This window comes from Achromobacter sp. EB05 (assembly GCF_044232075.1).
GTDB classification, from domain to species: domain Bacteria; phylum Pseudomonadota; class Gammaproteobacteria; order Burkholderiales; family Burkholderiaceae_B; genus Achromobacter; species Achromobacter dolens.
In genome coordinates this window covers 3,151,271-3,174,118 of record NZ_CP155917.1, presented here as the reverse complement: position 1 = coordinate 3,174,118, position 22,848 = coordinate 3,151,271, and the positions used below count along the sequence as shown (strand labels likewise).

The 22,848-nt window shown below is 68.4% G+C and carries 18 protein-coding genes; 7 read left to right on the top strand and 11 right to left on the bottom strand.

The window, feature by feature from the left end:
- Window positions 1-142: 142 nt before the first annotated feature.
- Genes AAID08_RS14540 through AAID08_RS14520 form a run of 5 tightly spaced genes read right to left on the bottom strand, consistent with a single transcriptional unit; the run spans window position 143 to window position 5,965 of the window.
- Window positions 143-1,309: an aromatic ring-hydroxylating dioxygenase subunit alpha gene (locus AAID08_RS14540; protein WP_054416988.1), complete on the bottom strand. Its 1,167-nt coding sequence runs from the start codon at window positions 1,307-1,309 to the stop codon at window positions 143-145.
- A 39-nt stretch (window positions 1,310-1,348) separates the two neighbouring features.
- On the bottom strand, window positions 1,349-2,140 hold the full coding sequence (locus tag AAID08_RS14535) for a siderophore ferric iron reductase (RefSeq protein ID WP_064525237.1): 792 nt from the start codon (window positions 2,138-2,140) through the stop codon (window positions 1,349-1,351).
- A complete protein-coding gene (locus AAID08_RS14530; protein WP_054504184.1) occupies window positions 2,095-3,948 on the bottom strand; it encodes an IucA/IucC family siderophore biosynthesis protein in 1,854 nt (617 codons plus the stop codon). The genes AAID08_RS14535 and AAID08_RS14530 overlap by 46 nt, the downstream gene beginning before the upstream one ends.
- The gene (locus AAID08_RS14525) at window positions 3,945-4,550 is read right to left on the bottom strand and encodes a GNAT family N-acetyltransferase (RefSeq protein ID WP_054447540.1); all 606 of its coding nucleotides are present in this window, start codon (window positions 4,548-4,550) and stop codon (window positions 3,945-3,947) included. The genes AAID08_RS14530 and AAID08_RS14525 overlap by 4 nt, the downstream gene beginning before the upstream one ends.
- A 17-nt stretch (window positions 4,551-4,567) precedes the next feature.
- Window positions 4,568-5,965: a lysine N(6)-hydroxylase/L-ornithine N(5)-oxygenase family protein gene (locus AAID08_RS14520; protein ID WP_175143871.1), complete on the bottom strand. Its 1,398-nt coding sequence runs from the start codon at window positions 5,963-5,965 to the stop codon at window positions 4,568-4,570.
- Window positions 5,966-6,341: 376 nt separating this feature from the next.
- On the opposite strand from AAID08_RS14520, the gene AAID08_RS14515 reads away from it, so the two are divergent.
- The 3 genes from AAID08_RS14515 (at window position 6,342) to AAID08_RS14505 (ending at window position 8,530) form a co-directional block, all read left to right on the top strand.
- A complete protein-coding gene (locus AAID08_RS14515; RefSeq protein ID WP_240806505.1) occupies window positions 6,342-6,956 on the top strand; it encodes an ATP-binding cassette domain-containing protein in 615 nt (204 codons plus the stop codon).
- Entirely contained in the window at window positions 6,947-7,747 is an 801-nt protein-coding gene (locus AAID08_RS14510; protein ID WP_054504182.1) for an ABC transporter permease, read from the top strand. The genes AAID08_RS14515 and AAID08_RS14510 overlap by 10 nt, the downstream gene beginning before the upstream one ends.
- A gap of 156 nt (window positions 7,748-7,903) precedes the next feature.
- Window positions 7,904-8,530, top strand: a complete 627-nt coding sequence (locus AAID08_RS14505) for a VTT domain-containing protein (protein ID WP_254607720.1) — start codon at window positions 7,904-7,906, stop codon at window positions 8,528-8,530.
- Between the two features lie 146 nt (window positions 8,531-8,676).
- Here the strand turns inward: AAID08_RS14505 and AAID08_RS14500 are convergent, their stop codons facing one another.
- Complete coding sequence (locus AAID08_RS14500; RefSeq protein ID WP_054416996.1) at window positions 8,677-10,905, bottom strand: NADP-dependent isocitrate dehydrogenase; 2,229 nt, start codon at window positions 10,903-10,905, stop codon at window positions 8,677-8,679.
- A 444-nt stretch (window positions 10,906-11,349) separates the two neighbouring features.
- Between AAID08_RS14500 and AAID08_RS14495 the strand changes: the two genes are divergently transcribed.
- Both AAID08_RS14495 and ilvA read left to right on the top strand, forming a co-directional pair.
- A complete protein-coding gene (locus tag AAID08_RS14495; RefSeq protein ID WP_395756511.1) occupies window positions 11,350-12,876 on the top strand; it encodes a helix-turn-helix domain-containing protein in 1,527 nt (508 codons plus the stop codon).
- A 236-nt stretch (window positions 12,877-13,112) separates the two neighbouring features.
- Window positions 13,113-14,699 carry a threonine ammonia-lyase, biosynthetic gene (ilvA, locus tag AAID08_RS14490; RefSeq protein WP_395756510.1) on the top strand — a complete coding sequence of 529 codons (1,587 nt, stop codon included), beginning with the start codon at window positions 13,113-13,115 and terminating at the stop codon, window positions 14,697-14,699.
- On the opposite strand, the gene AAID08_RS14485 is transcribed toward ilvA, so the two are convergent.
- The 4 genes from AAID08_RS14485 to AAID08_RS14470 are packed head-to-tail and all read right to left on the bottom strand — an operon-like array spanning window position 14,696 to window position 18,233.
- Window positions 14,696-15,523: an ABC transporter ATP-binding protein gene (locus AAID08_RS14485; RefSeq protein ID WP_054504179.1), complete on the bottom strand. Its 828-nt coding sequence runs from the start codon at window positions 15,521-15,523 to the stop codon at window positions 14,696-14,698. The two genes, ilvA and AAID08_RS14485, sit on opposite strands and share 4 nt — an antisense overlap.
- Before the next feature lie 4 nt (window positions 15,524-15,527).
- Complete coding sequence (azu, locus tag AAID08_RS14480) at window positions 15,528-15,983, bottom strand: azurin (RefSeq protein WP_054504178.1); 456 nt, start codon at window positions 15,981-15,983, stop codon at window positions 15,528-15,530.
- Between the two features lie 31 nt (window positions 15,984-16,014).
- A complete protein-coding gene (locus AAID08_RS14475) occupies window positions 16,015-17,091 on the bottom strand; it encodes an iron ABC transporter permease (RefSeq protein ID WP_175143876.1) in 1,077 nt (358 codons plus the stop codon).
- A 20-nt stretch (window positions 17,092-17,111) separates the two neighbouring features.
- A complete protein-coding gene (locus AAID08_RS14470; protein ID WP_116791177.1) occupies window positions 17,112-18,233 on the bottom strand; it encodes an ABC transporter substrate-binding protein in 1,122 nt (373 codons plus the stop codon).
- Between the two features lie 215 nt (window positions 18,234-18,448).
- On the opposite strand from AAID08_RS14470, the gene AAID08_RS14465 reads away from it, so the two are divergent.
- A complete protein-coding gene (locus AAID08_RS14465; protein WP_054504175.1) occupies window positions 18,449-19,132 on the top strand; it encodes a response regulator transcription factor in 684 nt (227 codons plus the stop codon).
- The gene (locus AAID08_RS14460) at window positions 19,125-20,444 is read left to right on the top strand and encodes a HAMP domain-containing sensor histidine kinase (protein ID WP_175143877.1); all 1,320 of its coding nucleotides are present in this window, start codon (window positions 19,125-19,127) and stop codon (window positions 20,442-20,444) included. Before AAID08_RS14465 ends, AAID08_RS14460 begins: the two co-directional genes overlap by 8 nt.
- Here the strand turns inward: AAID08_RS14460 and AAID08_RS14455 are convergent.
- Window positions 20,422-22,752, bottom strand: coding sequence for a TonB-dependent siderophore receptor (locus AAID08_RS14455; protein ID WP_175143878.1), 2,331 nt, complete (start codon window positions 22,750-22,752; stop codon window positions 20,422-20,424). The genes AAID08_RS14460 and AAID08_RS14455 overlap by 23 nt on opposite strands.
- Between the last annotated feature and the right edge of the window lie 96 nt (window positions 22,753-22,848).

Sequence of the window (22,848 nt, the reverse complement as noted above, 5' to 3'; positions counted from 1 at the left end):
TACGGGATGAGCCCCTAAGATGGCCGTTCACAAGCCATTGGATGTGAGAATGAGAATAACATATGTTCGCATTGTTGCAGCTATTCTCACCGATCTGGCACCATTTTGTGGCGCCATGCCCATTTCCCCCCCGCCACCCGCCTCAAGGCGCCGCGCAATCGCCCAGCTCGTCTCCCATGATGTCGCGATACCACTCGTGGAAATGCTGCATGCCGTCCTCCATCGGCGACTGGTAGGGGCCGCTTTCGGAAGTGCCGCGGCGCAGCAGCGCCAGCCGGCCGGCGTCCATGCGTTCGCCGATCTCGTCATCCTCGACCGCCGTCTCCATGTAGGCCGCGCGCTGCGCCTCGACGAATTCGCGTTCGAACAGGGCGATCTCCTCCGGGTAGTAGAACTCGGCGATGTTGATGGTTTCCTGCGGGCTCTTGGGGTACAGCGTGGAAAGCACCAGCACGTGCGGGTACAGCTCGATCATGTGGGTGGGGAAGTAGGTCACCCAGATCGCGCCGAACTCGGGCGCCGAGCCATCGCGATAGCGCATCAGCGTGTCGTGCCAGTCGCGGTAGACGTCGGAGCCGGGCTTTTCCAGCGAATCGTGCACGCCCACGCGCTGCAGGCTGTGCCGGCGGCCGAATTCCCAGCTCAGGTCGTCGCAGGTGACGAAGCGCCCCAGTCCGGGATGGAACGGCCCGACGTGATAGTCCTCCAGGTAGACCTCGATGAAGGTCTTCCAGTTGTAGTTGCACTGGTGCACCTCGACGTGGTCCAGTACGTAGTCGGAGAAATCGAATTCCGGGCGCTCGAACAGGTGGCCCAGGTCGGCGCGCGGGTCGCGCGGGCCTTCGAACAGCAGGCCATGGCAGTTCTTCAAGGGGAAGCGCGGCAGGTTCAGGCACGGCGTGCTGGGGAACTGCGGCGCGCCCAGGATCTGGCCGCGGTTGTCGTAGGTCCAGCGATGCAGCGGGCAGACGATGTTGCCGCCGCTGGCCGACAGGTTGCCGGCTGGGTTGCCGGGGCCGGTGACCGCGCCGGTCTCGCCGCCCAGGATCAGCGCCTGCCGGTGGCGGCAGACGTTCGAGACCAGCTCGACGCCCTGGGCGTTGCGCACCAGCACGCGGCCGCCGTCCTCGTGCGGCAGGCGGCGCCAGTCGCCCGGCTCGGGCACGCCTTTCTCGTGGCCCACGTACAGGGCCGATTGCTTGAATATCCGTTCCTGTTCGCGGGCGAACAGGGCTTCGTCGAAATAGGCCCGAACGTGCAGCGGGCTCAACGCCTCGCGCACATGCTCAAGGCGGCCAATGTCCGTCATTTCCGACTCCTTGTGCCATCCCGCAAGGCCCGGCCGCTCTCAGGCGGGCACGGCGCTCTCGGCGTCGATCCGGGTCATGCGTTCGGCAAGATCCAATTTTGGGCAGGTGCTGCAGTAGTCGCTGTCGCGCCTGCGGAAGTAGTGGCAGCAGACCTGCCGGTCCACGGCGATGACCGGCAGGTCCGCGCGCCGCCAGGTCAGGTAGCCGCTGCGTCCCGGGACGCCGAGCAGGTCCATCCAGGCGCCGGCCTGCCGCTGGGCCCAGGCATTGGCGGCGTCGCCGTCGTCATGGCGCGCCGCCAGCAGCGCGTAGAGCACGCAATCGGCCTGCATGCACTCGGCGGCGCGCGGGCTGACCCGCAGCACCTGGGTCAATTCACGGTAGAAGGTGGCGCAGATATTGCGCAGTTGCGCGGCGGCGGCCTGCATGCGTTCGCGCAGGCCGGCGCGCAAGGGGGCATGGCGCTCCAGGGTGTAGCCGATGATGAAGCCGTCGTCCGGCACCGGCTGGGTCATGCGCGACAGGTCCGGCACGATCTCGCTGCGGTGCGCGGCGATCACGCTCAGGTAGACGGGCTGCCAGATCAGCAGCCCCCAGCAGCGCAAAGCCAGGTAGTGCGGCCCGGCTTCCGGATAGCGCTGCCCCCAGACATCGCGCAACCGCGCGATGGCCTGGGCGTTGTCGGCGCCCGGGCGGATGCCCGGCCCGGGCGCCGCCGCGACCTGGCCCGACAGCCCGGGCACCAGGCGGCCGGTCAGCGCCAGCAGGTCGTCCAGATCGTGGTTCACGCAAGCGCTCGCACGGTGTCGGCCTGGCCCTGGCCCAGCCATTGCGGGCGATAGCGGGCGATCGGATTGGCCAGGTTGGGCGCCATCTGGAAGCTGCCGATGGGGTCCGCCAGGTTGACCATCTGCAGGTTGTTGGCCAGTTGCAGGCGGTTCAGGCACGAATGGATCATCTCGGGGGCGAACAGATCGTACTGGCGATACTTTTCCAGCCGCTCGGGATGGGCCTCCTGGTAGGCGGTGATGCGGCCGGCCACCAGTTTCCAGAAGGCGTCCTCGTCCATCACGCCGTGGTCGGCCAGCACTTGCGCCAGGTGGCGGAAGTAACCCTCGAACACATCGACGAAGATGGTCAGCAGCTTGTATTCCTCGGGCACATCGGCGGCCAGGCGGCGGGCGTTCTCGGGCAGGGCGGCGTTCGGGTTGAGGATCGACGATTCCTCGGCGATGTCCTTCATGAAGGCGCGCACGGGCACGTGGTCCTCGACCACCAGGATGACGTTCTCGCCGTGCGGCATGAACACCAGGTCATGGGCGTAGAAGCAATGCACCAGCGGCGTGAGGTAGGCATCGACGTAGCGCTCCAGCCACGCGGCAGCGTCCAGACCCGAGGCGCGGATCAGCTCGGGCAGCAAGGCGCCGCCCTGCGGATCGACGTGCAGCAGCGCCGCCATGGTCATCAGGCGCTGGTTGGCGCCGATCAGCGCGGTGGGATTCTCGCGCCACAGCGCCGAGAACATCTTCTTGTAGGGCGTGTCGACCGAGATGGCCGCTTCGTAGTAGTAGTTGCGGAATCCCAGCGAGGCCGCTTCGCGCAGGATGGTGAAGCCGTTGCGGCGCAGCCACGGGTCTGACGAGATCAGCCCGTGCAGGTATTCGTTGATGGCCGGCGTGCCGGACATGTAGTACGGCGACAGGCCGCGCATGAAGCCCATGTTCAGGATCGACAGCGAGGTCTTGACGTAGTGCTTGCCGGGCTGGCTGATGTTGTAGAAGGTGCGGATCGACTGCTGCGCCAGGTAATCGTCGTCGCCATAGCCCAGGCACACGATCTTGCGCGTGGCCACGTAGGGGGCGAACGCCAGCGACAGCTTGTTGAACCACTGCCACGGATGCGAGGGCATGAAGTAGTAATCGGCCGGGTCCAGTCCCTGGTCGCGCAGGGTCTGGGTGTGGCGGGCGACGGTATCCGCGCCCAGTTCGTCGCGCAGCAGGCTGTCGTAGTCCATGGTCGACAGGCAGGCGAAGTGGGCATTGTCCTTGTGCACCGCCAGCCACATCACGCGGATCGGACTGGCGCATTCCGGGGCGTAGACGTGATAGTCCTCGGCGTCGAAACCCAGGCGGCCGTTGTTGGCGACGAAGCTGGGATGGCCTTCGATCATCGAGGTCTCGATGGTCTGGTAATCGGCCACCGCCAATTCGGCGGCCGAGGGCGCGGCGCGGGTGTGCTTGTAGGCGCTGCCGTGCAGCGTGCTGGTGATCTCGTCCAGGTAGATCGGCAGGCGGTCCTCGGGCATGCCGAGCTTGTCGCGGATCTCGATGACGAACTGCAGCGCGTCCAGCGGCGCGGGCGTGCCGGCCATGGTCTTGCTGATGGATTCGGGCGGGATGCGCCAGTGGCGCATGGCCATCAGTTGCGCGTCGAACTGGTACTCGGCATGGCCGTCGGCCAAGACCAGGCGGTAGCGGTCAAAGCCGGGCGCCTCGGCGGGGCCGAGCCGTTCGGGCTCCAGCAGCCATTCGTGGGCATATTCCGAGATGGCCTTCTTCACCAACAGGCGGTTCACTTTGTCCCAGACCTCGGGCGCGAGGTGGCTGGCGATCTGGGCGGGATGGGGCTGGGTGCTCATAGGGAAGACTCCTGGAGTTGGGCCTGTTCAAACTGCTGCCGGGTGCAGAAGGCGATGCTGGCGGTCTTCTCGCGAAAACGCGCCTGGCCGGCATAGACAAAACCCATGGCCAGGTTGAGCGCATGGATCTTGCTGTTGTTGCTGTCGGGTTCCACCACCACGCGCCGGGCCTGGAGGCGTTCGAACATGAAGCGCATCACGAAGGCCAGCACGTTGCGGCTGAAATTCGGGATGCGCACGCGCGGCGGGCCGATGAAGATGTGCATGCCGAGGTCGCCGGGGCGCACCGGGTAGTGCTCGCCGACCTGGTCGTGGGCGGGGTCGTAGCATTCCACCAGGAAGGCGGGGCGGCCGTCGTGGCTGCCGAGCCAGGCGCCGGCATGGCCGCTGTCGACCAGGGCCTCGTAGAAGTCGCGCACCTGCGCTTCGGTGAACGTCTGCATCGACCAGAAATGCGCGTAGTCCATCGCGAACCACTGGCGCAGCAGGGCGGCGTCGCCGGCGGGATCGAGCGGGCGCAATGCCAGGCCCGCGCCCTCGTCGTAGTGGCTGCGCGCCTGGCGGTCGATCTCGCCCAGGAAGGCGGCGGTCATGGTGATCATGGCGGGCTCCCGGGGCATCAGACGGTGGCGGCGCGATGGCCGTCCAGCATGGGCATCAGTTCCGGCGCCACGGCGCCGCGGCACGCCGGCGCCGGCTGGGCCGCGCGATGCGCCAACACGCCGCTGGCCGGCGGACGGAAGTCCTGCAGCGCGGTGCGCGGCTCGATGGCGTAGTGCTCGCGGCCGGTCAGTTCGCGCAGGATCTGCGAATTGCGGTAGCAGCAGAAGCCCAGGTCGGGATTGGTGACGCCATGGCTGAGCAGGCCGCTGTTCTGCACGAAGATCTCGTTGCCGCCGTGGTCGATGCTGTAGTTGCGGGCGATCTGGTAGTTGCCGTCCTCGGCCCAGGCGATGCGGTCGTGGATCGGATTGACGCACGCGGGGATGCTGCGGGCATAGCCGGTGGCCAGCACCAGGCCGTCGGCCGCGTGCGAGAACACCTGCCCGGTGTCGACGTGGCGGAACTCCAGGTGGTAGCGGGCGGCGTGGCGGTCGTAACGGCTGGCGCACAACTCGGCATTGGTCAGCAGCGTATAGCGGCGGTCGCCGTTGTGGATCTTCTCGTCCAGCAGGTCGTAGATCTGGTTGATGAGCGAGGCGTTGATGCCCTTGTACAGACTGCTCTGCTCGGCCAGGATCTCGCGGCGGCGGTCTTCGGGCAGGTCGTAGAAGTAGTTGGTGTAGTCCGGCGAGATCAGCTCCAGCGTGAGCTTGGTGTTCTCCATCTGGAAAAAGCGCGGCGAACGGGTGATCCAGGCCAGGCTGTAGTCGTGTTCGTCGCTGTCGCGCAGCAGGTCGTGGAACACCTCGGCCGCGCTCTGGCCGCTGCCGACGATGGTGATCGAGGCGCGCCGCTGCAGTTGCTCCTTGTGCCGCAGATACTCGGCGCTGTGGATGTAGGGCGCCTCGCGCCGGTCGCAGCAGGGCGGCAGCACCGGCTGCGACCCCAGGCCCAGCACCAGCTTGCGGCAGCGGACCATAAAGCGTTCGCCATTGACGCTGTGCTGGCCGGTGACCAGGTAGGTGTCGGTCTCGGGGTCGTGCAGCACGCTCTGCACGTCGCTGTTGAAGCGCAGGTTGGGCAGGCGCGCGGCCACCCACTTGCAGTAGCGGTTGTACTCGGCGCGCGTGAGATAGTGGTTCTCGCGCATGTAGTACGAATAGATGCGGCCGGTCTGCTTGCTGTAGTTCAGGTAGCTGTATTCGCTGCGCGGATCGGCCAGGCTGACCAGATCGGCCAGGAACGGGTTCTGCAGGGTGGAGGCCTTGATCAGCATGCCGGGGTGCCAGTCGAAGCCCGGCTTCTTGTCCAGGAAGAGGGCGCGCACGCCGGGCAGCGGGGCCGACAGGCAGGCCAGGCTGAGATTGAAAGGGCCTAGGCCGATCGCGACGAAGTCATAGATTTCACGGTTCATGATGGTTACGCCTTTTGCGGAGTCTCTCGTTGCACGGACGATGCCCGGGGCAGGGCATACTCGGAACAGGGCCGGCTAATCAGGCGGAACGGGACGCGAGCGGCTCGTCGGTCCGTCGGTCCACTGCAACAACAAAGAATTTCCATCGCCGGTATTGCATGAATTGAACATCTGGTTGGGTATGATTTTCATTTGCAATATTGGCACTCTAGCAAATGCGCCCTGGGCGCGACGCATCACCCGCGCCATGCAGGCGGCGCTCATATGCAGGGTGGCAAAGCGCATAGGGACACGATCGGCGGGCATATCGTCATGCTGCGCCAGCGCCGGCAACGCGCCGGTGCGGCGCGGACCTGCGCGGGTTATGCTTGCCGCCATGTCAGATAAACGTCCCGTGCTCAGGCTGCGCGGTGTCTACAGCGAGCGCTTGTCGCCCGTCAGCCTGGATCTCGCGGCGGGGGAATGCGCCGCCATCACCGGCCCTTCGGGGTCGGGCAAATCGCTGCTGCTGCGCCAGGTCGCCGACCTGGACCCCGGCCGCGGCGAAATCGAACTCGACGGCGCGCCGCGTTCGGGCATGCGCGGCCATCAATGGCGCCGCCAGGTGATCTACTGCCAGGCCGAGGCCGGCTGGTGGGACGACCACGTCGCCCCGCACTTCGCCGATCGCGCGCGGGCCGCCGAGCTGATGCAGCGCATGGGCCTGCCCGCCGGGAAAATGGACGCGCTGGTGCAGGAGCTGTCCACCGGCGAACGCCAGCGGGCCGCCCTGGCGCGCGCACTGGCGCTGGCGCCGCGCGCGCTGTTGCTGGATGAACCCACCGCCGCGCTCGATCCCGCCGCCACCGAATTGGTGGAAGCCGAGCTGCGCCGATACCTGGACGGCGGCGCGGCCATCCTGATGGTGACGCACAACCCTGACCAGGCCCGGCGCATGGCCCGCCGCGGCTGGCGCATGGCGCAGGGCAAGCTGGAGCCGCAATGGACGTGATCAAACTGCAGGCCACCGACCTGATCATCGCTTCGCTGCTGGTTGTGCTGTCGGCCGGCATTTCCTTCGCGCTTCGGCTCAACCTGCAGAGGCAGGTGCTGTGGGCGGCGCTGCGCACCGTGGTGCAGTTGCTGCTGGTCGGCCACATCCTGCGCATCGTGTTCGCGCACGCGGCGCCCTGGCTGACCGCGCTGGTGGTGGCCGTGATGATGGCGCTGGCGGCCCGCGAGGTCGCCGCCCGGCCCAAGGCGCGGTTGGCCGGCCACGGCAACGGCTATGTGGGCGCCATGGCCGTCGTCGCCACGACGGTCATCACCGCGCTGTTCATCCTGTCGACCGCTTTGCGGCCCGAACCGTGGTATGACCCGCGCTACACGATCGCGCTGGTCGGCATCGTGCTGGGCAGCGTGCTCAACGCGGCCAGCCTGGCGCTGGACAGCGTGTTGTCCGGCGTGCGGCGCGAAAAGCTGGCCATCGAGGCGCGCCTGTCGCTGGGTGCCACGGCGCACCAGGCCTTCGCGGCGCTGCTGCGGGAATCCGTGCGCCGCGGCATCGTGCCCAGCATCAACCAGATGTCGGCGGCGGGCATCATCACGCTGCCCGGCATCATGACTGGCCAGATCATCGCCGGCATGGACCCCATCGATGCCGCCAAGTACCAGATCCTGTTGATGTTCCTGCTCTGTGGCGCCAGCGGCATGGCGGCCATGGGCGCGGCCTACGGCGCCATGCGGCGGCTGACGGACGAGCGTGGCCGGTTGCGGCTCGATCGGCTGATGGCGGACCGCTAGCGCGGGCGGCGCCCATGGCCGCCTCGCGTCGACCAGGCCGCGCCGGCCAAATTTGATGAAATATCGACGGGCTCTGCCGCATACTTCGCCCCTCCATGGAATGGCCGGCGTCACCGGCCGCAAAAGAAGGGCGGGATCCGTATGGGCATTACCGAGATGTTTGCGTGGTTGACCAGCGAGCAGGGCCTGATGGCGCTGCTGGCGCAGAACTGGATGTTGGGCACCTGCATCATTGCCGCCATCGTGTTCATCGAGACCGGCCTGGTGGTGATGCCGTTCCTGCCGGGCGATTCGCTGTTGTTCGCGGCCGGCGCATTCCTGGGCCTGGCGGGCATCGATCCGCTGGTGTCGCTGGCGGCCATCACGGCCGCCGCCATTGCCGGCGACGCGCTCAACTATGCCATCGCCTCGTCCCGCTGGGGGCAGAAGCTCGCCCACAGCCGCTGGGTCAAGCGCGAGCACCTTGAGCGGGCGCGCGCCTATTTCGCGCGCTATGGCGCCATGACCATCACGGTGGCGCGCTTCGTGCCCATCGTGCGCACGCTGGCGCCGTTCGTGGCGGGACTGTCGCAGATGCCGCGCCGCACGTTCTTCATCTACAACGTGGTCGGCGCCATTGCCTGGTGCGGCTCGATGCTGCTGGCCGGCTACTGGCTCGGCTCGATCGCGTGGGTGCGCGCCAACCTGCACTGGGTGTCGGTCATCATCATCGGGCTGTCGCTGATTCCGGTGGCGCTGCAAGGGTTGCAGATCCGCCGGGCGCGCGGGGTATCGCGGGCCTGAGCGGCGCGGGTCGACGGCGCGATGCCGCGTCGGGCCCTGGCCCGCGGTCCGGCGGGCAACCCCGGCGCAAAGAAAAAGCCGGCGGCTCCTTGCGGAACCGCCGGCTTTTTTTGCGCCACCGGGCCGGGCGGCCCGGGGCGGGGAGCTTAGCCGATGCTGGCCAGCACCTGGTTCAGCGTGGCGCTGGGGCGCATGGCGCGGCTGGCCTTGTCTTCGTTCGGCTGGTAGTAGCCGCCGATGTCGACCGGCTTGCCCTGGGCGGCCTTGAGCTCTTCCAGGATCTTGGCTTCGCCTTGCGCGAACGCGGCCGCGGCCGGGGCGAACAGCGCGGCCAGCGCGCGGTCGTCGGTCTGCTCGGCCAGGGCCTGGGCCCAGTACATCGCCAGATAGAAGTGGCTGCCGCGGTTGTCCAGGCCGCCGACCTTGCGGTCGGGCGACTTGTTCTCGTCCAGGAACTTGGCGGTGGCCAGGTCCAGCGTCTTGCCGAGCACCAGGGCGCGGGCGTTGTCGTAGGCGCGGCCGAGGTGATCCAGCGACGCGGCCAGGGCCATGAACTCGCCCAGCGAATCCCAGCGCAGGAAGCCTTCTTCCAGGAACTGCTGCACGTGCTTGGGCGCCGAGCCGCCGGCGCCGGTTTCGAACAGGCCGCCGCCGGCGACCAGCGGCACGATCGACAGCATCTTGGCGCTGGTGCCCAGTTCCATGATGGGGAACAGGTCGGTCAGGTAGTCGCGCAGCACGTTGCCGGTGACGGAGATGGTGTCCAGGCCTTCACGGATGCGCTTGAGCGAGAACTTGGTGGCCTCGACCGGGGGCAGGATGCGCAGATCCAGGCCGCTGGTGTCGTGGTCGTTCAGGTACTGCTTGACCTTGGCGATGACCTGGGCGTCGTGGGCGCGCTTTTCGTCCAGCCAGAACACGGCCGGCGTCTGGCTGACGCGGGCGCGGGTGACGGCCAGCTTGACCCAGTCCTGGATCGCGGCGTCCTTGGTCTGGCACATGCGCCAGAGGTCGCCGGCCTCGACGGCCTGCTCCAGCAGCACCTTGCCCGAGGCGTCGGTGACGCGCACGGTGCCGGTGGCGGGGACCACGAAGGTCTTGTTGTGCGAGCCGTATTCCTCGGCGGCCTGGGCCATCAGGCCGACGTTGGGCACGCTGCCCATCGTGACCGGATTGAAGGCGCCGTGCTGCTTGCAGTCGTCGATGACGGCCTGGTAGACGCCGGCGTAGCAGCGGTCGGGGATGACGGCCTTGGCGTCCTGCAGCTTGCCTTCGGCGTTCCACATCTTGCCCGAATCGCGGATCATGGCGGGCATGGAGGCGTCGACGATGACGTCGCTGGGCACGTGCAGGTTGGTGATGCCCTTGTCGGAGTTCACCATGGCCAGTTGCGGCAGCGTCTTGTAGGCGGCGTCGATGTCGGCGGTGATCGCGGCCTGCTGGTCGGCGGGCAGCGATTGGATCTTGGCGTACAGGTCGCCGATGCCATTGTTGGGATCGAAGCCGGCCTGCTTGAGGACGGCGGCGTGCTTGGCCAGCACGTCCTTGTAGAACACCGACACCACGTGGCCGAAGATGACGGGGTCGGAGACCTTCATCATGGTGGCCTTCAGATGCACCGAGAACAGCACGCCCTGGGCGCGCGCGTCGTCGATCTGGGCCTGCAGGAAGGTCTTGAGCTTGGCGGTCGACAGCACGGCGGCGTCGATGATCTCGCCGGCCTTGACCGGGGTCTTTTCCTTCAGCACGGTCTTGGTGCCGTCGGCGGCGGTCAGTTCGATCTTGACGTCGCCGGCTTCGGCGATCAGGGCCGACTTTTCGGTGCCGTAGAAGTCGCCGCTGTCCATGTGCGCCACGTGGGCCTTGGAGTCAGCCGTCCAGGCGCCCATCTTGTGCGGGTGCTTGCGGGCGTAGTTCTTGACCGACAGCGGGGCGCGGCGGTCGGAGTTGCCTTCGCGCAGCACGGGGTTGACGGCGCTGCCCTTGACCTTGTCGTAGCGCGCCTTGACGTCGCGCTCGGTGTCGTTGGCCGGGGCGTCCGGGTAGTCGGGCAGCTTGTAGCCCTGGTCCTGCAGTTCCTTGATGGCGGCCTTGAGCTGCGGCATCGAGGCGCTGATGTTCGGCAGCTTGATGATGTTGGCTTCGGGCTGGACCGCCAGGGCGCCCAGCTCGGACAGGGCGTCGCCCAGCTTCTGGCTGTCGTCGAGGTAGTCGGGGAACAGGGCGATGATGCGGCCCGCCAGGGAGATGTCGCGGGTCTCGACCGTGATGCCAGCGGACTTCGCGAAGGTCTGGACGATCGGCAGCAGGGAACGGGTTGCAAGCGCCGGAGCTTCGTCGGTGAGGGTGTAGATAATCTTCGGAGTAAGAGACATGATCCTTGAATCTGTTCGGCGGTGGCGCTAGGCGCAAACCCGAACATGCTATGCGGCGTCAGCCGGTAGATGTTGTCGAGAGTGGGTTCGTATGGGCAGACCCGGGCAGGCCCCGATCGGCTCAACATGGCGCCGCCCGTCCTTTATGTGCTGGTCCAATTGCCCGACCGCCTGGAAGGTGCGAGTGCCACGAGTCGAACATTGTAATACCGTGGCCCGCGCGGCGGGCGCGGAAATGGGCGCCAATCGTCCGCGGCGCGTGCGCGGGACATCGAAAAATGGGATTTTTACCCCAGGAATGGCGCCAAATCGGCGCAATCTGCTGGCTACGACCTGCAAGTATTGGCTAATATTCGGCATCTTCCCGTGCCGCCTGGCGGGGCGGGACAGAGCGGGGCGCCGGATGACGATGGGCGTTGTAGCGCCCTGGCGTGGAGAGAGTCAATGCGGTTTGGCAATTTGTTGTTCGATCCGAAGTTCCGCTATGCCAGCCGTACCGATGGCAAGACAATCCAATTCACGCCGGTCGAGACCGCCGCGCTGGCGCTGCTGACCGCGCACGTCGGCCAGATCCTGCCGCGCCAGCGCCTGCTGGACGCCACCCAGCGCGGCGAGGCCGAGGCGCTCGAGCGCAGCGTCGACCTGCTCATCAACCGACTGCGCGGCAAGCTTGGCGATTCGGCGCGCGCGCCGCGTTTCATCGCCACCAGCTACGGCGAAGGCTATAGCTGGATCGCCGCGCCCGAGGCGGGGCCGGGCGGCGACGTTTATGTCGCCATCGGCCCGGCGGCGGGGCCCGAGGCGTTGCGCGCCGAGCCTCGGGTGCGGGCCTTCCTGACCGAACTGGCCGACGCCCTGAGGGCGCGGCTGCCGAGCGAGCGCGGCGTCAGCCTGCTGTCGCTGGCTGCGGCGAACGAGGCGAAGGCGCCGTTCCGGGTCGAGGTCGGGCTGCGCCAGGACGAGGCCGGGGTGCATTGCGCGGTGGTGCTGCGCGAAGCCGCCAGCGGCGCCGCGCTGCGCGCCGAGCGCTGGACCATCGCGCCCACTGACGAGGCCGAGGTCGGCCACACCGCTGCCGCCGCCTTTGCCGCCTCGCTCAAGAGCGAGATCTGGCGCAGCCTGGCGCGCGCCCGCGGCGACGTGGCCGGCCCCACCGACGAGCCGATCGAACTGCGCCTGCATCGTGCCGCCGTGCTGTTGGCGCGCACGCCGCAAAGCTGGCTGGAGTCGGAAATCGAGCTGCAAAAGCTGCGCGCCGAGCAGCCGGACGATCCGCAGACCGCCCTGATGTGGGCCTCGCATCTCTACGCCAGGCTGGTGCTGGACCTGACCAGCGATCCGGCCGAGCTGGAACCGCAGATCGAGACGCTGGTGTTCCAGGCGTTGCCCCATGTGCGCGACAACCCGATGCTGGCGCTGGCGGCCGCCAAGCTGCTGTGCTTTGTCAGCCATGGGCACCTGGAACTGGCCGAGGCGCTGGCCGAGGAGGCGTTTGCCCAAAGCACCGCGTTCGCGTCGGCCTTCGCGGTGCTGGGGCAGTTGCGGCTGAACCGCGGGCGCCTGCAGGAAGCCATCGACTACTTCGACCAGGGCATCGAGCTGGCCGAGGCGGGCTCGGAGTTCCAGGTATTCCTGATGGTCCTCAAGTGCACCACGCTGCTGGCGCTGGACGACCGCCAGGCCTGCCTGGCGGCCTGCGAGGCGCTGTACCGGACCAAGCCGCTGACGCGGGCGCAGATGGGGCTGTTCCTGTCTTCGCCCGACGAAGTGCTGCCCGACGACCTGCGCCAGATCCTGCTGGGGCTGGACGCGGACCTGCTGCGCCGGCTGCTGGCGCATTTCGAATATCTGTTCGTGCGGCGCGTGCCGGATGCGGCAGCCAGGAAGAACATGTTCCGCGGCGTGCTGGCGCAATTGGCGCGGCACCGGCCGCTCGACGGACTGCCGGCGCGCGTGAGCGCCTACCTGTAGCCGCCACGGCGGGGCGTGCACGGCGCGATGACGCGTTCGATTTGACAAACCGACGCGCATGCGGGAAGCTACGCCCCATGACTTTCCGCGCCGTCCGCATTTCGCTGATTATTACCATCATTCCTGGAATGGTGGGTTAACGCGCGACCGCAGTCAGTCAAACAAACCCGCCCCACGAGGCGGGTTTTTTGTTGCCGCCTCTGCCGGGCCCAGTCCCCACGCCGCAGAGAGTTTTCATGCAACAACCGCAAGCCGCCACCGCCAATACCTCCGAGACCGACGCCTTCGCCCCGGGCCGCGCCACGCCCATGGAATACCTGCGCCAGATCCTGACGGCGCGGGTCTACGACATCGCCCGCGAGACCGAGCTGGACCCCGCCCAGGGCCTGTCGCGCCGGCTCGGCAACCGCGTGCACCTCAAGCGCGAGGACAACCAGCCGGTGTTTTCGTTCAAGGTGCGCGGCGCCTACAACAAGATGCGCAACACGCCGCAGGCGGCGCTGGAACGCGGCGTCATCACCGCCTCGGCCGGCAACCACGCCCAGGGCGTCGCGATCTCCGCCGCCCGGCTCGGCGTGCGCGCCACCATCGTGGTGCCGCAGACCGCGCCGCAGGTGAAGGTGGACGCCGTGCGCGCCTTCGGCGGTCCGACGGTGCAGGTGGTGCTGGCGGGCGATTCCTACAGCGATGCCTACGCCTACGCGCAGACGCTGGCCCGCGACCAGGACCTGACCTTCATCCCGGCGTTCGATGATCCCTACGTCATCGCCGGCCAGGGCACGGTCGGCATGGAGATCCTGCGCCAGCACCCGGGACGGCTGGACGCAGTGTTCGTGCCGATCGGCGGCGGCAGCCTGGCGGCGGGGGTGTCGGTGTACATGAAGGCGGTGGATCCGTCGGTCAAGGTGATCGGGGTGCAGACGGTCGATTCCTGCGCCATGGCGCAGTCGATGCAGGTGGGCGAGCGGGTCAGCCTGGCCGAGGTCGGCCTGTTCTCGGACGGCACGGCGGTCAAGCTGGTGGGCGAAGAAACCTTCCGCCTGTGCCGCCAGTACCTGGACGAGATCATCCTGGTGGATACCGATGCGGTCTGCGCGGCGATCAAGGACGTGTTCCTGGACACCCGCAGCGTGCTGGAACCGGCGGGCGCGCTGGCGCTGGCCGGACTGAAGCAGTATGTCGAGCGCGAGGGCGCACAGGGGCAGTCGCTGGTGGCGATCACCTCGGGCGCCAACATGAATTTCGACCGCATGCGCTTCGTGGCGGACCGGGCCGAGGTGGGCGAGGCGCGCGAAGCCGTGTTCGCCGTGACGCTGCCCGAGGAGCGCGGCAGTTTCCGCCGCTTCTGCGCGGTGATGGGGCAGCGCGGCGTCACCGAATTCAACTACCGCATCGCCGATGCCAACACCGCCCGCATCTTCGTCAGCGTGCAGATCGCGCGCCGCGGCGAGGCCGCGGACATCATGCGCGGCCTGGAGCAGGAAGGCTTCGCGGTCAGCGACCTGAGCCACAACGAAGTCTCCAAGCAGCATATCCGCTACATGGTGGGCGGGCGCTCGCCGCTGGCGGGCGGCGAACGGCTGTTCCGCTTCGAGTTCCCGGAGCGTCCGGGCGCGCTGATGAAATTCCTGTCGGCAATGGCGCCGAACTGGAACATCAGCCTGTTTCACTACCGCAACCAGGGCGCGGACTTCAGTTCGGTGCTGGTCGGCATCCAGGCGCCGCTGGCGGACGACGCCGCGCTGGACCGCTTCCTGGCGCAGTTGGGCTACGCGCATTGGGAAGAGACGGCGAACGAGGCGTACCGGCAGTTCCTGATCTAGGCGGCGGCCAACCCATCATGGGCCAGCCCGTGATGGGCCAGCCCGTGATGGGCCAGCCCGTCCACATGCACCTGGGGTTGGCCTTGCGGGCAGCGCTCCACCCGCGCCAGCACGCCGTAGGCGCGGCGCAGCGTATCGGGGGTGACCACGGCTTGTGGCGGGCCTTCGGCCAGCAGGACGCCGCCGTGCAGCAGCAGGGCATGGTCGGCGTGGCGCAGCGCGATGTTCAGGTCGTGCAGCACCACCAGCGTGATGAGCCGGTGGCGGACGGTCTGGCGCCGCAGCACGTCCATGACGTGGAACTGGTAGTTCAGGTCCAGCGCCGACAGCGGTTCGTCCAACAGCAGCAGGCGCGGACGCCGCACCAGCGCCTGCGCCAGTGACGCCAACTGCTTCTGGCCGCCGGACAGCTCGTCGAGGTAGCGGCTGGCGAGATGGCCGATGCCCAGTTCGGCCAGTACCTGCATGGCCTCGCGCATCAAGGCGTCGCCGCCCTGGCGCGCGCGGCCCGAGCGGGCCGCCACCAGCACCGACTCCAGCACGGTCATGTGAACGCCCTTGGGCAGGGCCTGGGGCATGTACATGGCGTGCTCGGCGCGGCGGGCCGGAGAGAGGCCGGCGAAATCCGCGCCGTCCAGCCGCAGGTCGCCGCCAAGCATGGGATTGAGCCCCGCCAGCGTCTTGAGCAGCGTCGATTTGCCGCTGCCGTTCGGTCCCAGCAGCGCCGTCAGCGTGCCCTCGGGCAGCGGCGCGGCCCGCAGGGCGCGCAGCACCGGGCGGTTGCCATAGCCGGCGGTGAGCGAGCGGATGTCCAGCGAGGCCATGGCGTCAGCGCTGCAGCGCCAGCGTGCCGCGCATGTGCTGGGCGTGGGCCGGGAACGAGCAATAGAAGGTGTAGGACTCACCCGCGGCCAGGCGGCTGACGGGGAACGTGACGGTGGCGGTTTCACCGCCGCCGAGCATCGGCGTCCTGGCCAGGATGCGGCCGTCGCCCGGCGCCAGGAAGTCGTGCGCCGCGCCGGCCTTGATGCCGTCGACCATGACCGCGTCAATGTCCTCGGTCTTGGTCAGCACCCAGTTGTGGCCGGCCTTTTCCTTGCTGTTCTTGCCGGTGTGGATGAGGCGCACCGTGAAGTCCTTGCAGATCGCCGGGACCACGATGTGGTTGGGCGCGAACTTCTTGCCGGGCTGGCCTTCGACGTCGATGCCGCAGGCGGGATCGGCGGCGTGGGCGGCGCCGGTGGCCAGCAGGGCGAGGAAGGCGAGCGGGTAGCGGTATTGCATGGGGAGGCGTCTCCAGGGGCAGGGGAAGGCGTCAGCCACGCTTGAGGGCGCGGATGACGATGGTGAGAAAGAAGGGAATGCCGACCAGCGAGGTCACGATGCCGACCGGGATGAGGGCGCCGGGCAGCACGGTCTTGGAGGCGACCGAGGCCAGCGACAGGATCAGGGCGCCGGCCAGCGCGCTGCCGGGCAGGTAGTAGCGATGGTCCTCGCCCAGCAGCAGGCGGGCGATGTGCGGCGCCACCAGCCCGACGAAGCCGATGGTGCCGACGAAGGACACCGCCAGCGCCGCCAGCGCGCTGACCCGCAGCAGGCTGACCAGGCGCAGGCGCTTGACGTCGATGCCGAAGCTGACGGCGCGTTCCTCGCCCAGCCGCACCGCGGTCAGCTTCCACGCGTCGCGCAGCGAGAACGGCAACGCCAGCGCCAGCGCGGCCGCCATCACGCCCACGGTGGTCCAGGTGGCGCGCGCCAGACTGCCCATGGTCCAGAACACGATGCCTTGCAGCGCTTCCTCGCTGGCGATGAACTGCAGCAGCATGACCAGGGCCTGGAACGAATACACCAGCGCGATGCCGAACAGCACCACGCCCAGCGTCGAACCGCCGCGCCAGCGCGCCACGCGCTCCAGGATCAGCACCGACACCAGGGTGCTGGCGAAGGCCGACAGCGACACCACCATGCCGGGCGGCAGCGCCGGCACGTGCCAGTCCAACGTGATGGCCAGCGAGGCGCCGAACGCGGCCGCGGCCGACACGCCCAGCGTATAGGGGCTGGCCAGGGGGTTGTCCAGCATGGTCTGCATCTCGGCGCCGCCCAGGCCCAGGGCCAGGCCCACCAGCAGCGCCATCAGGGCGTAGGGCAGGCGGAACTGCCAGACGATGACGCGGGTGCCAGCGTCGGCGGCGTCGGGGTGCAGCAGGGTGCGCAGCAGGTCGAGCGGCGCCAGGCCCGCCGGGCCGGTGGCGACGTCGGCCAGCAGGCTGATGGCGATGGCCACGGCCAGCGCCAGGGCCAGCGCCAGCCGCCGCCGGCGGGTGCGATGGTAGCGGGCGATGGGATCGTCCAGGACGCCGTCGGCCGCGAGGGCGGTAGCGGAAGTCTGCATGATGGCGTGCCTGCCTGCCGTCAACGGGCGGCGGGTGCGGTCCAGTAGGTGCCGGCGCCGTCCACGTCGAGGAAGTCGCGATACAGCGTGGCCAGCGTGGCGTCCGGGTCCAGCGCGCCGGCGCGGTCGGGGTACAGCCACTTGGCCATCGCCTCGATTGCCGCGACGTTGTAGGGCGAGTTGTAGAACGCGTGCCAGATGCCGAAGGCACGGCCGCGCTTGACCGCGTCCAGGTCGCGGATGCCGTCGCGTTGCAGCAGGGTCGAGAGGCTGGCGGCGGACACGTCGGCGGCGGCGCCGGGACCCGCCAGCAGGCCGGGACGGCCGGGGTCGGAGCGGCTGCCGGTGGCGATGTAGACCTGCGGCTGGGCCTTCAGCAGGAATTCCATGCTGACGTCGCCGATCGCGCCCGGCAGCACCGGGGCGGCGACGTTGACGCCGCCGGCGGCTTCCAGCAGGTCGCCGAAACTGCCGTTGCCGGTGGTGTGGCAGCAGGCGGGCCAGACGCCGGCCAGCATTTCCACGAATACGCGAGGACGCTCGGCCTGCGGCACCGGCTGCACCAGTTCGCGCACCTTGGCCAGGTGCGACTCATAGAACGCGATGTAGCGCTCGGCCTGTTCCGGACGGTCGAGCGCCTGGCCCAGGATGCGCAGGCTGGGCACGGTGTTCTGGACCGGATGCTGGCGGAAATCGATGAACACGACCGGAATGCCGGCCTGCTGCAGCGACGCGATCATCGGGTTGTTGCGGCCCGGGCCGTGGCCGCTCAGGCTGAAGATGGCCACGTCGGGCTTGAGCGAGACGATCTTCTCCGGGCTGACGCTGGCCTCCGAGGTGGTGCCGATCAGCGGCACCTCGGCCGCCTTGGGGAAACGCTTGATCAGTTGCTGCCAGGAATAGGGATCCTGCTGCTTGAGCTCGCCCTGCCAGCCGACCACGCGCGCCACCGGGTCGGCGCGGTCCAGCAACGCCATGGCGAAGACGAAGCGGCCTTCGCCCAGCAGCACCCGCCGCGGATGATCGGGCACGGTGACGACGCGGCCGGCCAGGTCGGTCACCTGGCGGGCCTGGGCGCCGGGCAGGGCGCAGAGCAGGGCGGTGGCGGCCAGCGCCGCGCGGAACATGTTTTTCAAACGCATGGGGAGATCCCGATCCAGTGGCCACGACACGCCCCGCGGGCTTGCGGGTAACGCGAACCATTCCTATCGGCAGGCAGTCTCCGTCATCAGGGTTCAAGAATTCGTTAAGACGCGCCCCGGGTTGTGGCGGCCCCGCCGCGAAACGGCTGGCGTCCGTGGCGGGATCGGGGTCGCGCTTACAATCTGAGATTGATTTACATTCCCCGCACCGCCCCATGCGCGTTCTTGTCATCGAAGACGACCCCGATATCCTGGCGAACATCACGCATCACCTGACGCGCCGCGGCTACATCGTCGACTGCGCCGAGGATGGTTTGCGCGGCTACGCCATGGCGGCCGAGGGCGGTTTCGACCTGATCGTGCTCGACCTGATGCTGCCGCGGCTGGACGGCTACGACCTGTGCCGCCGGCTGCGCGCGGAGGCGCGCTGCGATACGCCTGTCATCATGGTGACCGCGCGCGACACGCTGGACAACCGGCTGACGGGGTTCGACGCTGGCGCCGATGATTACCTGGTCAAGCCGTTCGCCCTGGCGGAGCTGGCGGCGCGCGTCAAGGCCCTGCTGCACCGCGCCCATGGGGCCGGCGCAGCGCGGGTGCTGCAGGTAGGCGACCTGACGCTGGATACCGGCACCCTGGCGCTGGCGCGGGCCGGACAGCCGCTGCGGCTGCCGCCTTCGCCGCTGCAACTGCTGATGCTGCTGATGCGCGCCAGCCCCGCGGTGGTGCACCGAGGCCGGCTGGAAGAGGCGCTGTGGCGCGATTCGCCGCCGGACAGCGATAGCCTGCGCACGCACATCCACCAGATCCGCCAGGTGGTGGACAAGCCGTTCGCCACGCCGCTGCTGCACACCGTGCACGGCATCGGCTACCAAATGCGGGCCGGCGACGATGCGTAGCGCGCGGCGCGGGCTGGCGCGCTATCTGGTACGCACCTACCTGCTGCTGGCGCTGCTCGTTGGCGGCGCGCTGACCTGGGTCTCGATCTGGAGCGTGAACACGCTCGAAGTCCATCTGCAGCGCATCGACATGGGCATGGCGGTGGAACGGGTGCGCAACGATTTCCTGGCCGGCGTCGATCCCGGACGGCCGCACCGTTTCTTCCATGGCGCGCCGGGCAGCGAGGCGTTTCCGGCGGGGCTGCGGGGCCTGGCGCCGGGCTTTCACAAGATCGAGCGCGAGGGCCGCGTCTGGCACGTCATGGTGGACGACAAGGACGGCCAGCGCTACATGCTGCTGCGCGACTACACCGAGTACGAACGCAACCAGTCCACTTCGCACTGGACCGTGGTCAGCGGCCTGGCCGGCGGCCTGGTGCTGGCGTTCGTGCTGGGCACCCTGGCGACGCGGCGCATGTTGCGGCCGCTGGCGCGGCTGGCGGCGCAGGTCACGGCGCGCGGCGCGCAGCCGCCCCAGACCCGCCTAGCGGCGGACTATCCGCCGGACGAGATCGGTCGGCTGGCGGACGCTTTCGACGCCACCTACAACCAGCTCGAACAGGCGCTGCGGCGCGAACAGTTGTTCACGGCGGACGTCGGCCATGAATTGCGCACGCCGCTGATGGTGATTTCCAGCTCCTGCGAGCTGCTGCTGGACGAACCCGGCCTGGACGCCGACGGCAGCGCTCGCGTGCGGCGCATCGCCGCGGCCGCGGCCGACATGGGCGAACGGCTCGATACCTACCTGATGCTGGCGCGCGGGCGCGACGCCAGTGACCAGTTCAAGCGCGAAAGCGCCGGCGGCGCGGCGCGTGAACAACTGGCGGCCTGGAGCGCGATGGCGCAGCGGCGCGGCATGTCGCTCGTACTCGAAGCGCCGGCGCAGGCGAGCGTGGCGGATCCAGACGATGCGCAGGCGGCGGCCGCGCAGGCCGACGCGCCGCGTTATCCCGCGCCCTTGCTGCGCGCGCTGCTGTCCAACCTGATCCGCAACTCGCTGCAGTACGCCGGCCCGGGCGCGCGCGTCACGATCAGCGCCGGCCCGGACTACCTGCAGGTGGCAGATGACGGCCCGGGCATTCCGCTGGAACGGCAGGAAGCCGTCTTCAGCCCGTTCGTGCGCGGCGCGCAGCCCGATGCCGGCAACCTGGGGCTGGGGCTGTCCCTGGTGCGGCGCATCTGCGAGCACCAGGGCTGGCGCGTGTCGCTGCGGTCGGCGCCCGGGCAGGGCAGCGTGTTCAGGGTGGACCTCAGAACGACAGCTCGGCCGTGAAGGTTACGGTGCGGCCGGCGCCGGGCACGCCATAGAGCTGGAATCCGTCGAGCGAGGCGCCGACGCGGCTGTAGTAGAACTTGTTGAACAGGTTCTCCACGTTCATGCCCAGGGTCAGCGACTTGTCGACGCGATAGCGCGCGGCGACCGAGTGCAGCCAGTAGGACGGCGCCTTCTCGTCGTCGCGCACCCAGATGGGATGGGTGCCGGACGGGCCCGACACGGTGGAACTGTTGTTGTTCTTGCCGCCCACGTACTTGTTGTCGGTGTAGCGCCGCTTGCCCACGTATTGCGCGCCGTAGCTCAGCGACAGCTTGTCGGTGGCGGCATAGGTGGTCCACAGGTTGAACGTCAGGTCCGGCACGTTCTTGGCTTCCTCGCCGCTGTTGGCGCCCTTTGTAATGCGGCTCTTCATGGCGCTGACGCCGGCGAACGCCGACCAGCGCGGGGTGATGTTGCCGGCCAGCCCCAGCTCGATGCCGTCGACCCGCTTGGCGGGCAGCGCGCGCACCACGTCGGTGGCGTCGTCGCCATACTCCCAGGAGTCGGACAGCTCGGTGCGGAACACCGCGCCTGTCAGCGACAGGTCGCCCTGGGCCAGGTCCCACTTGCCGCCCAGCTCGTAGGTCTTGGACACCGCCGGCTTGTAGCTGTCGCCGCCGGTGGCGCCGTAGATGTTGTTGTTGGTCGAGGCGCCCAGCGCGGACGGCTGCGCGGCCTGGCTGTAGGCGGCGTAGAGGCTGGCTTCGGGCACCGGCTTGTAGGTCACGCCGAGGCGGCCGCTCCAGGCGCCGTCCTCGACCCGGTTGGTGCCGTGTTTGCCGGCGGAGCCGGTGACCTGCGTGACGCGGAACCGGTCATAGCGCAGCGCGCCCTGCAGCAGCCATTGCGGCGTCAGCGTCAGCGTGTCGCCAACGTACAGGCCGGTGTTGAAGACCTCGGCGCGGTTGCCGTCGGCGCCCTTGACCTTATCGACCCCGCCCATGTCGACGCCGCCGTTGTTGCGCAGGTCGAAGGTCGGGTTGGTCGACGGCGCCTTGATGGTGCGTTCGTGATCGCCGTAGGTCTCCTTGTAGAACTCCACGCCGGTCACCAATTGGTGCTTGATGGCGCCGGTCTGGAAATCCAGGCTCAGGTTGGTCTGGTTGGCCAGGATGGTGTAGCGCTTGGAGGTGCCGAAGTCGTTGCCGCGCAGTTGGCCATCGGGGCTGGGGTTGTCCAGCGCCACATAGCCGCTGTACGAGGGGATGCCGTCGGCGCTGTTGACCAGCGGCCCGGCGCCGGCGTAGCCGTAGGAGGTGCGCGAGGCGCTGTTCAGGCGCGCCGGCGACAGCACGCCGATGCGGTCGGTCTGTTCCCAGCGGCTGATGTTGGACAGGCGCACGCGGTCGTTGAAATCGTGTTCCGCCTTCAGGGTGGCCTGGTCGGTGCGGGTCTGTTCGGTGTACAGCGACGGATCGCCGTACCAGGCGTTGCGCGATACGTTCGGCATGCGCTGGCCGCCGGTGCCGCGCTGGATCGGCACGCCGCCGTCGGGAATGTTGTTGTCTTCCTGGTGCAGGTAGTTCAGGGTGACGCGGGTGGGCGTGCCCAGCCCCATCGCCAGCGAGGCCGCCATGCCGGAGCGGTCGAACTCGGTCACGTCGCGCTCGGCCACGCCGTTGTGGTGGCGCATCAGGTTGATGCGCAGCGCCGAGCTGTCGGTCAGTTCCTGGTTCAGATCGGCCGTGATGCGGCGGTAGTGGTCGGTGCCCAGGCCGCCGGACGCCTTGTAGAACGAGCCCAGCCGGGCTTCCTTGCTGACGAGGTTGACGCTGCCGCCGACCGCCGAGACGCCGGATTCGATCGAGCCGGTGCCCTTGAACACTTCGGCCCGTTCCAGGTTGAAGATGTCGGTGCGGCTGGACATGCCGGCGTCGCGGATGCCGTCCACGGTGATGCTCTGTTCCGCCGAGAAGCCGCGGATGGTGAACATGTCGCCCCAGCCCAGGTTGCCCTCGCCGGAGCTGAACGTGATGCCGGGAACGTTACGCAGCACGTCCTGCAGGCTCTGGGCATGCTGCTCTTCCAGCACCTCGTGCGGCACCACCGTGATGCTTTGCGGGGTGTTCAGCAGCGGCTGGGTGAATTTGCCGGACTGCACGTGGTCGGCCTTGTAGGGCGCCGGGCTGTCGGCCTGCACCGTCACCGGCGCCAGCACCGTGGTGTTGTCGGCCGGCTGCGCCTGCGCGCTGGCGGCGGCGCCAAGCGCCACGCCCAGGGTCTTGAGCGCCACCGCGCCGGGATGAGGGGTTTTGTACTGCGCCATGATCAGGTTCCAGAAAAATGCCAATGAGAATCGTTAGCGATTCTAGGAAAGCGGGTCTCAAGATCTCGTTAAGGCGAGGGGCGCCATCGTCATGGG

Excerpts from the sequence above, each read along its gene's own strand:
- AAID08_RS14500 (WP_054416996.1), bottom strand. The coding sequence starts at position 10,905 with ATGTCTCTTACTCCGAAGATTATCTACACCCTCACCGACGAAGCTCCG.
- AAID08_RS14470 (WP_116791177.1), bottom strand. The coding sequence starts at position 18,233 with ATGCGTTTGAAAAACATGTTCCGCGCGGCGCTGGCCGCCACCGCCCTG.
- AAID08_RS14535 (WP_064525237.1), bottom strand. The coding sequence starts at position 2,140 with ATGGCTGGGCCAGGGCCAGGCCGACACCGTGCGAGCGCTTGCGTGAAC.
- AAID08_RS14465 (WP_054504175.1), top strand. The coding sequence starts at position 18,449 with ATGCGCGTTCTTGTCATCGAAGACGACCCCGATATCCTGGCGAACATC.
- AAID08_RS14485 (WP_054504179.1), bottom strand. The coding sequence starts at position 15,523 with ATGGCCTCGCTGGACATCCGCTCGCTCACCGCCGGCTATGGCAACCGC.
- AAID08_RS14510 (WP_054504182.1), top strand. The coding sequence starts at position 6,947 with ATGGACGTGATCAAACTGCAGGCCACCGACCTGATCATCGCTTCGCTG.
- AAID08_RS14540 (WP_054416988.1), bottom strand. The coding sequence starts at position 1,309 with ATGACGGACATTGGCCGCCTTGAGCATGTGCGCGAGGCGTTGAGCCCG.
- AAID08_RS14530 (WP_054504184.1), bottom strand. The coding sequence starts at position 3,948 with ATGAGCACCCAGCCCCATCCCGCCCAGATCGCCAGCCACCTCGCGCCC.
- AAID08_RS14505 (WP_254607720.1), top strand. The coding sequence starts at position 7,904 with ATGTTTGCGTGGTTGACCAGCGAGCAGGGCCTGATGGCGCTGCTGGCG.
- azu (WP_054504178.1), bottom strand. The coding sequence starts at position 15,983 with ATGCAATACCGCTACCCGCTCGCCTTCCTCGCCCTGCTGGCCACCGGC.
- AAID08_RS14515 (WP_240806505.1), top strand. The coding sequence starts at position 6,342 with ATGTCAGATAAACGTCCCGTGCTCAGGCTGCGCGGTGTCTACAGCGAG.
- AAID08_RS14475 (WP_175143876.1), bottom strand. The coding sequence starts at position 17,091 with ATGCAGACTTCCGCTACCGCCCTCGCGGCCGACGGCGTCCTGGACGAT.
- AAID08_RS14520 (WP_175143871.1), bottom strand. The coding sequence starts at position 5,965 with ATGAACCGTGAAATCTATGACTTCGTCGCGATCGGCCTAGGCCCTTTC.
- ilvA (WP_395756510.1), top strand. The coding sequence starts at position 13,113 with ATGCAACAACCGCAAGCCGCCACCGCCAATACCTCCGAGACCGACGCC.
- AAID08_RS14525 (WP_054447540.1), bottom strand. The coding sequence starts at position 4,550 with ATGATCACCATGACCGCCGCCTTCCTGGGCGAGATCGACCGCCAGGCG.
- AAID08_RS14455 (WP_175143878.1), bottom strand. The coding sequence starts at position 22,752 with ATGGCGCAGTACAAAACCCCTCATCCCGGCGCGGTGGCGCTCAAGACC.
- AAID08_RS14495 (WP_395756511.1), top strand. The coding sequence starts at position 11,350 with ATGCGGTTTGGCAATTTGTTGTTCGATCCGAAGTTCCGCTATGCCAGC.
- AAID08_RS14460 (WP_175143877.1), top strand. The coding sequence starts at position 19,125 with ATGCGTAGCGCGCGGCGCGGGCTGGCGCGCTATCTGGTACGCACCTAC.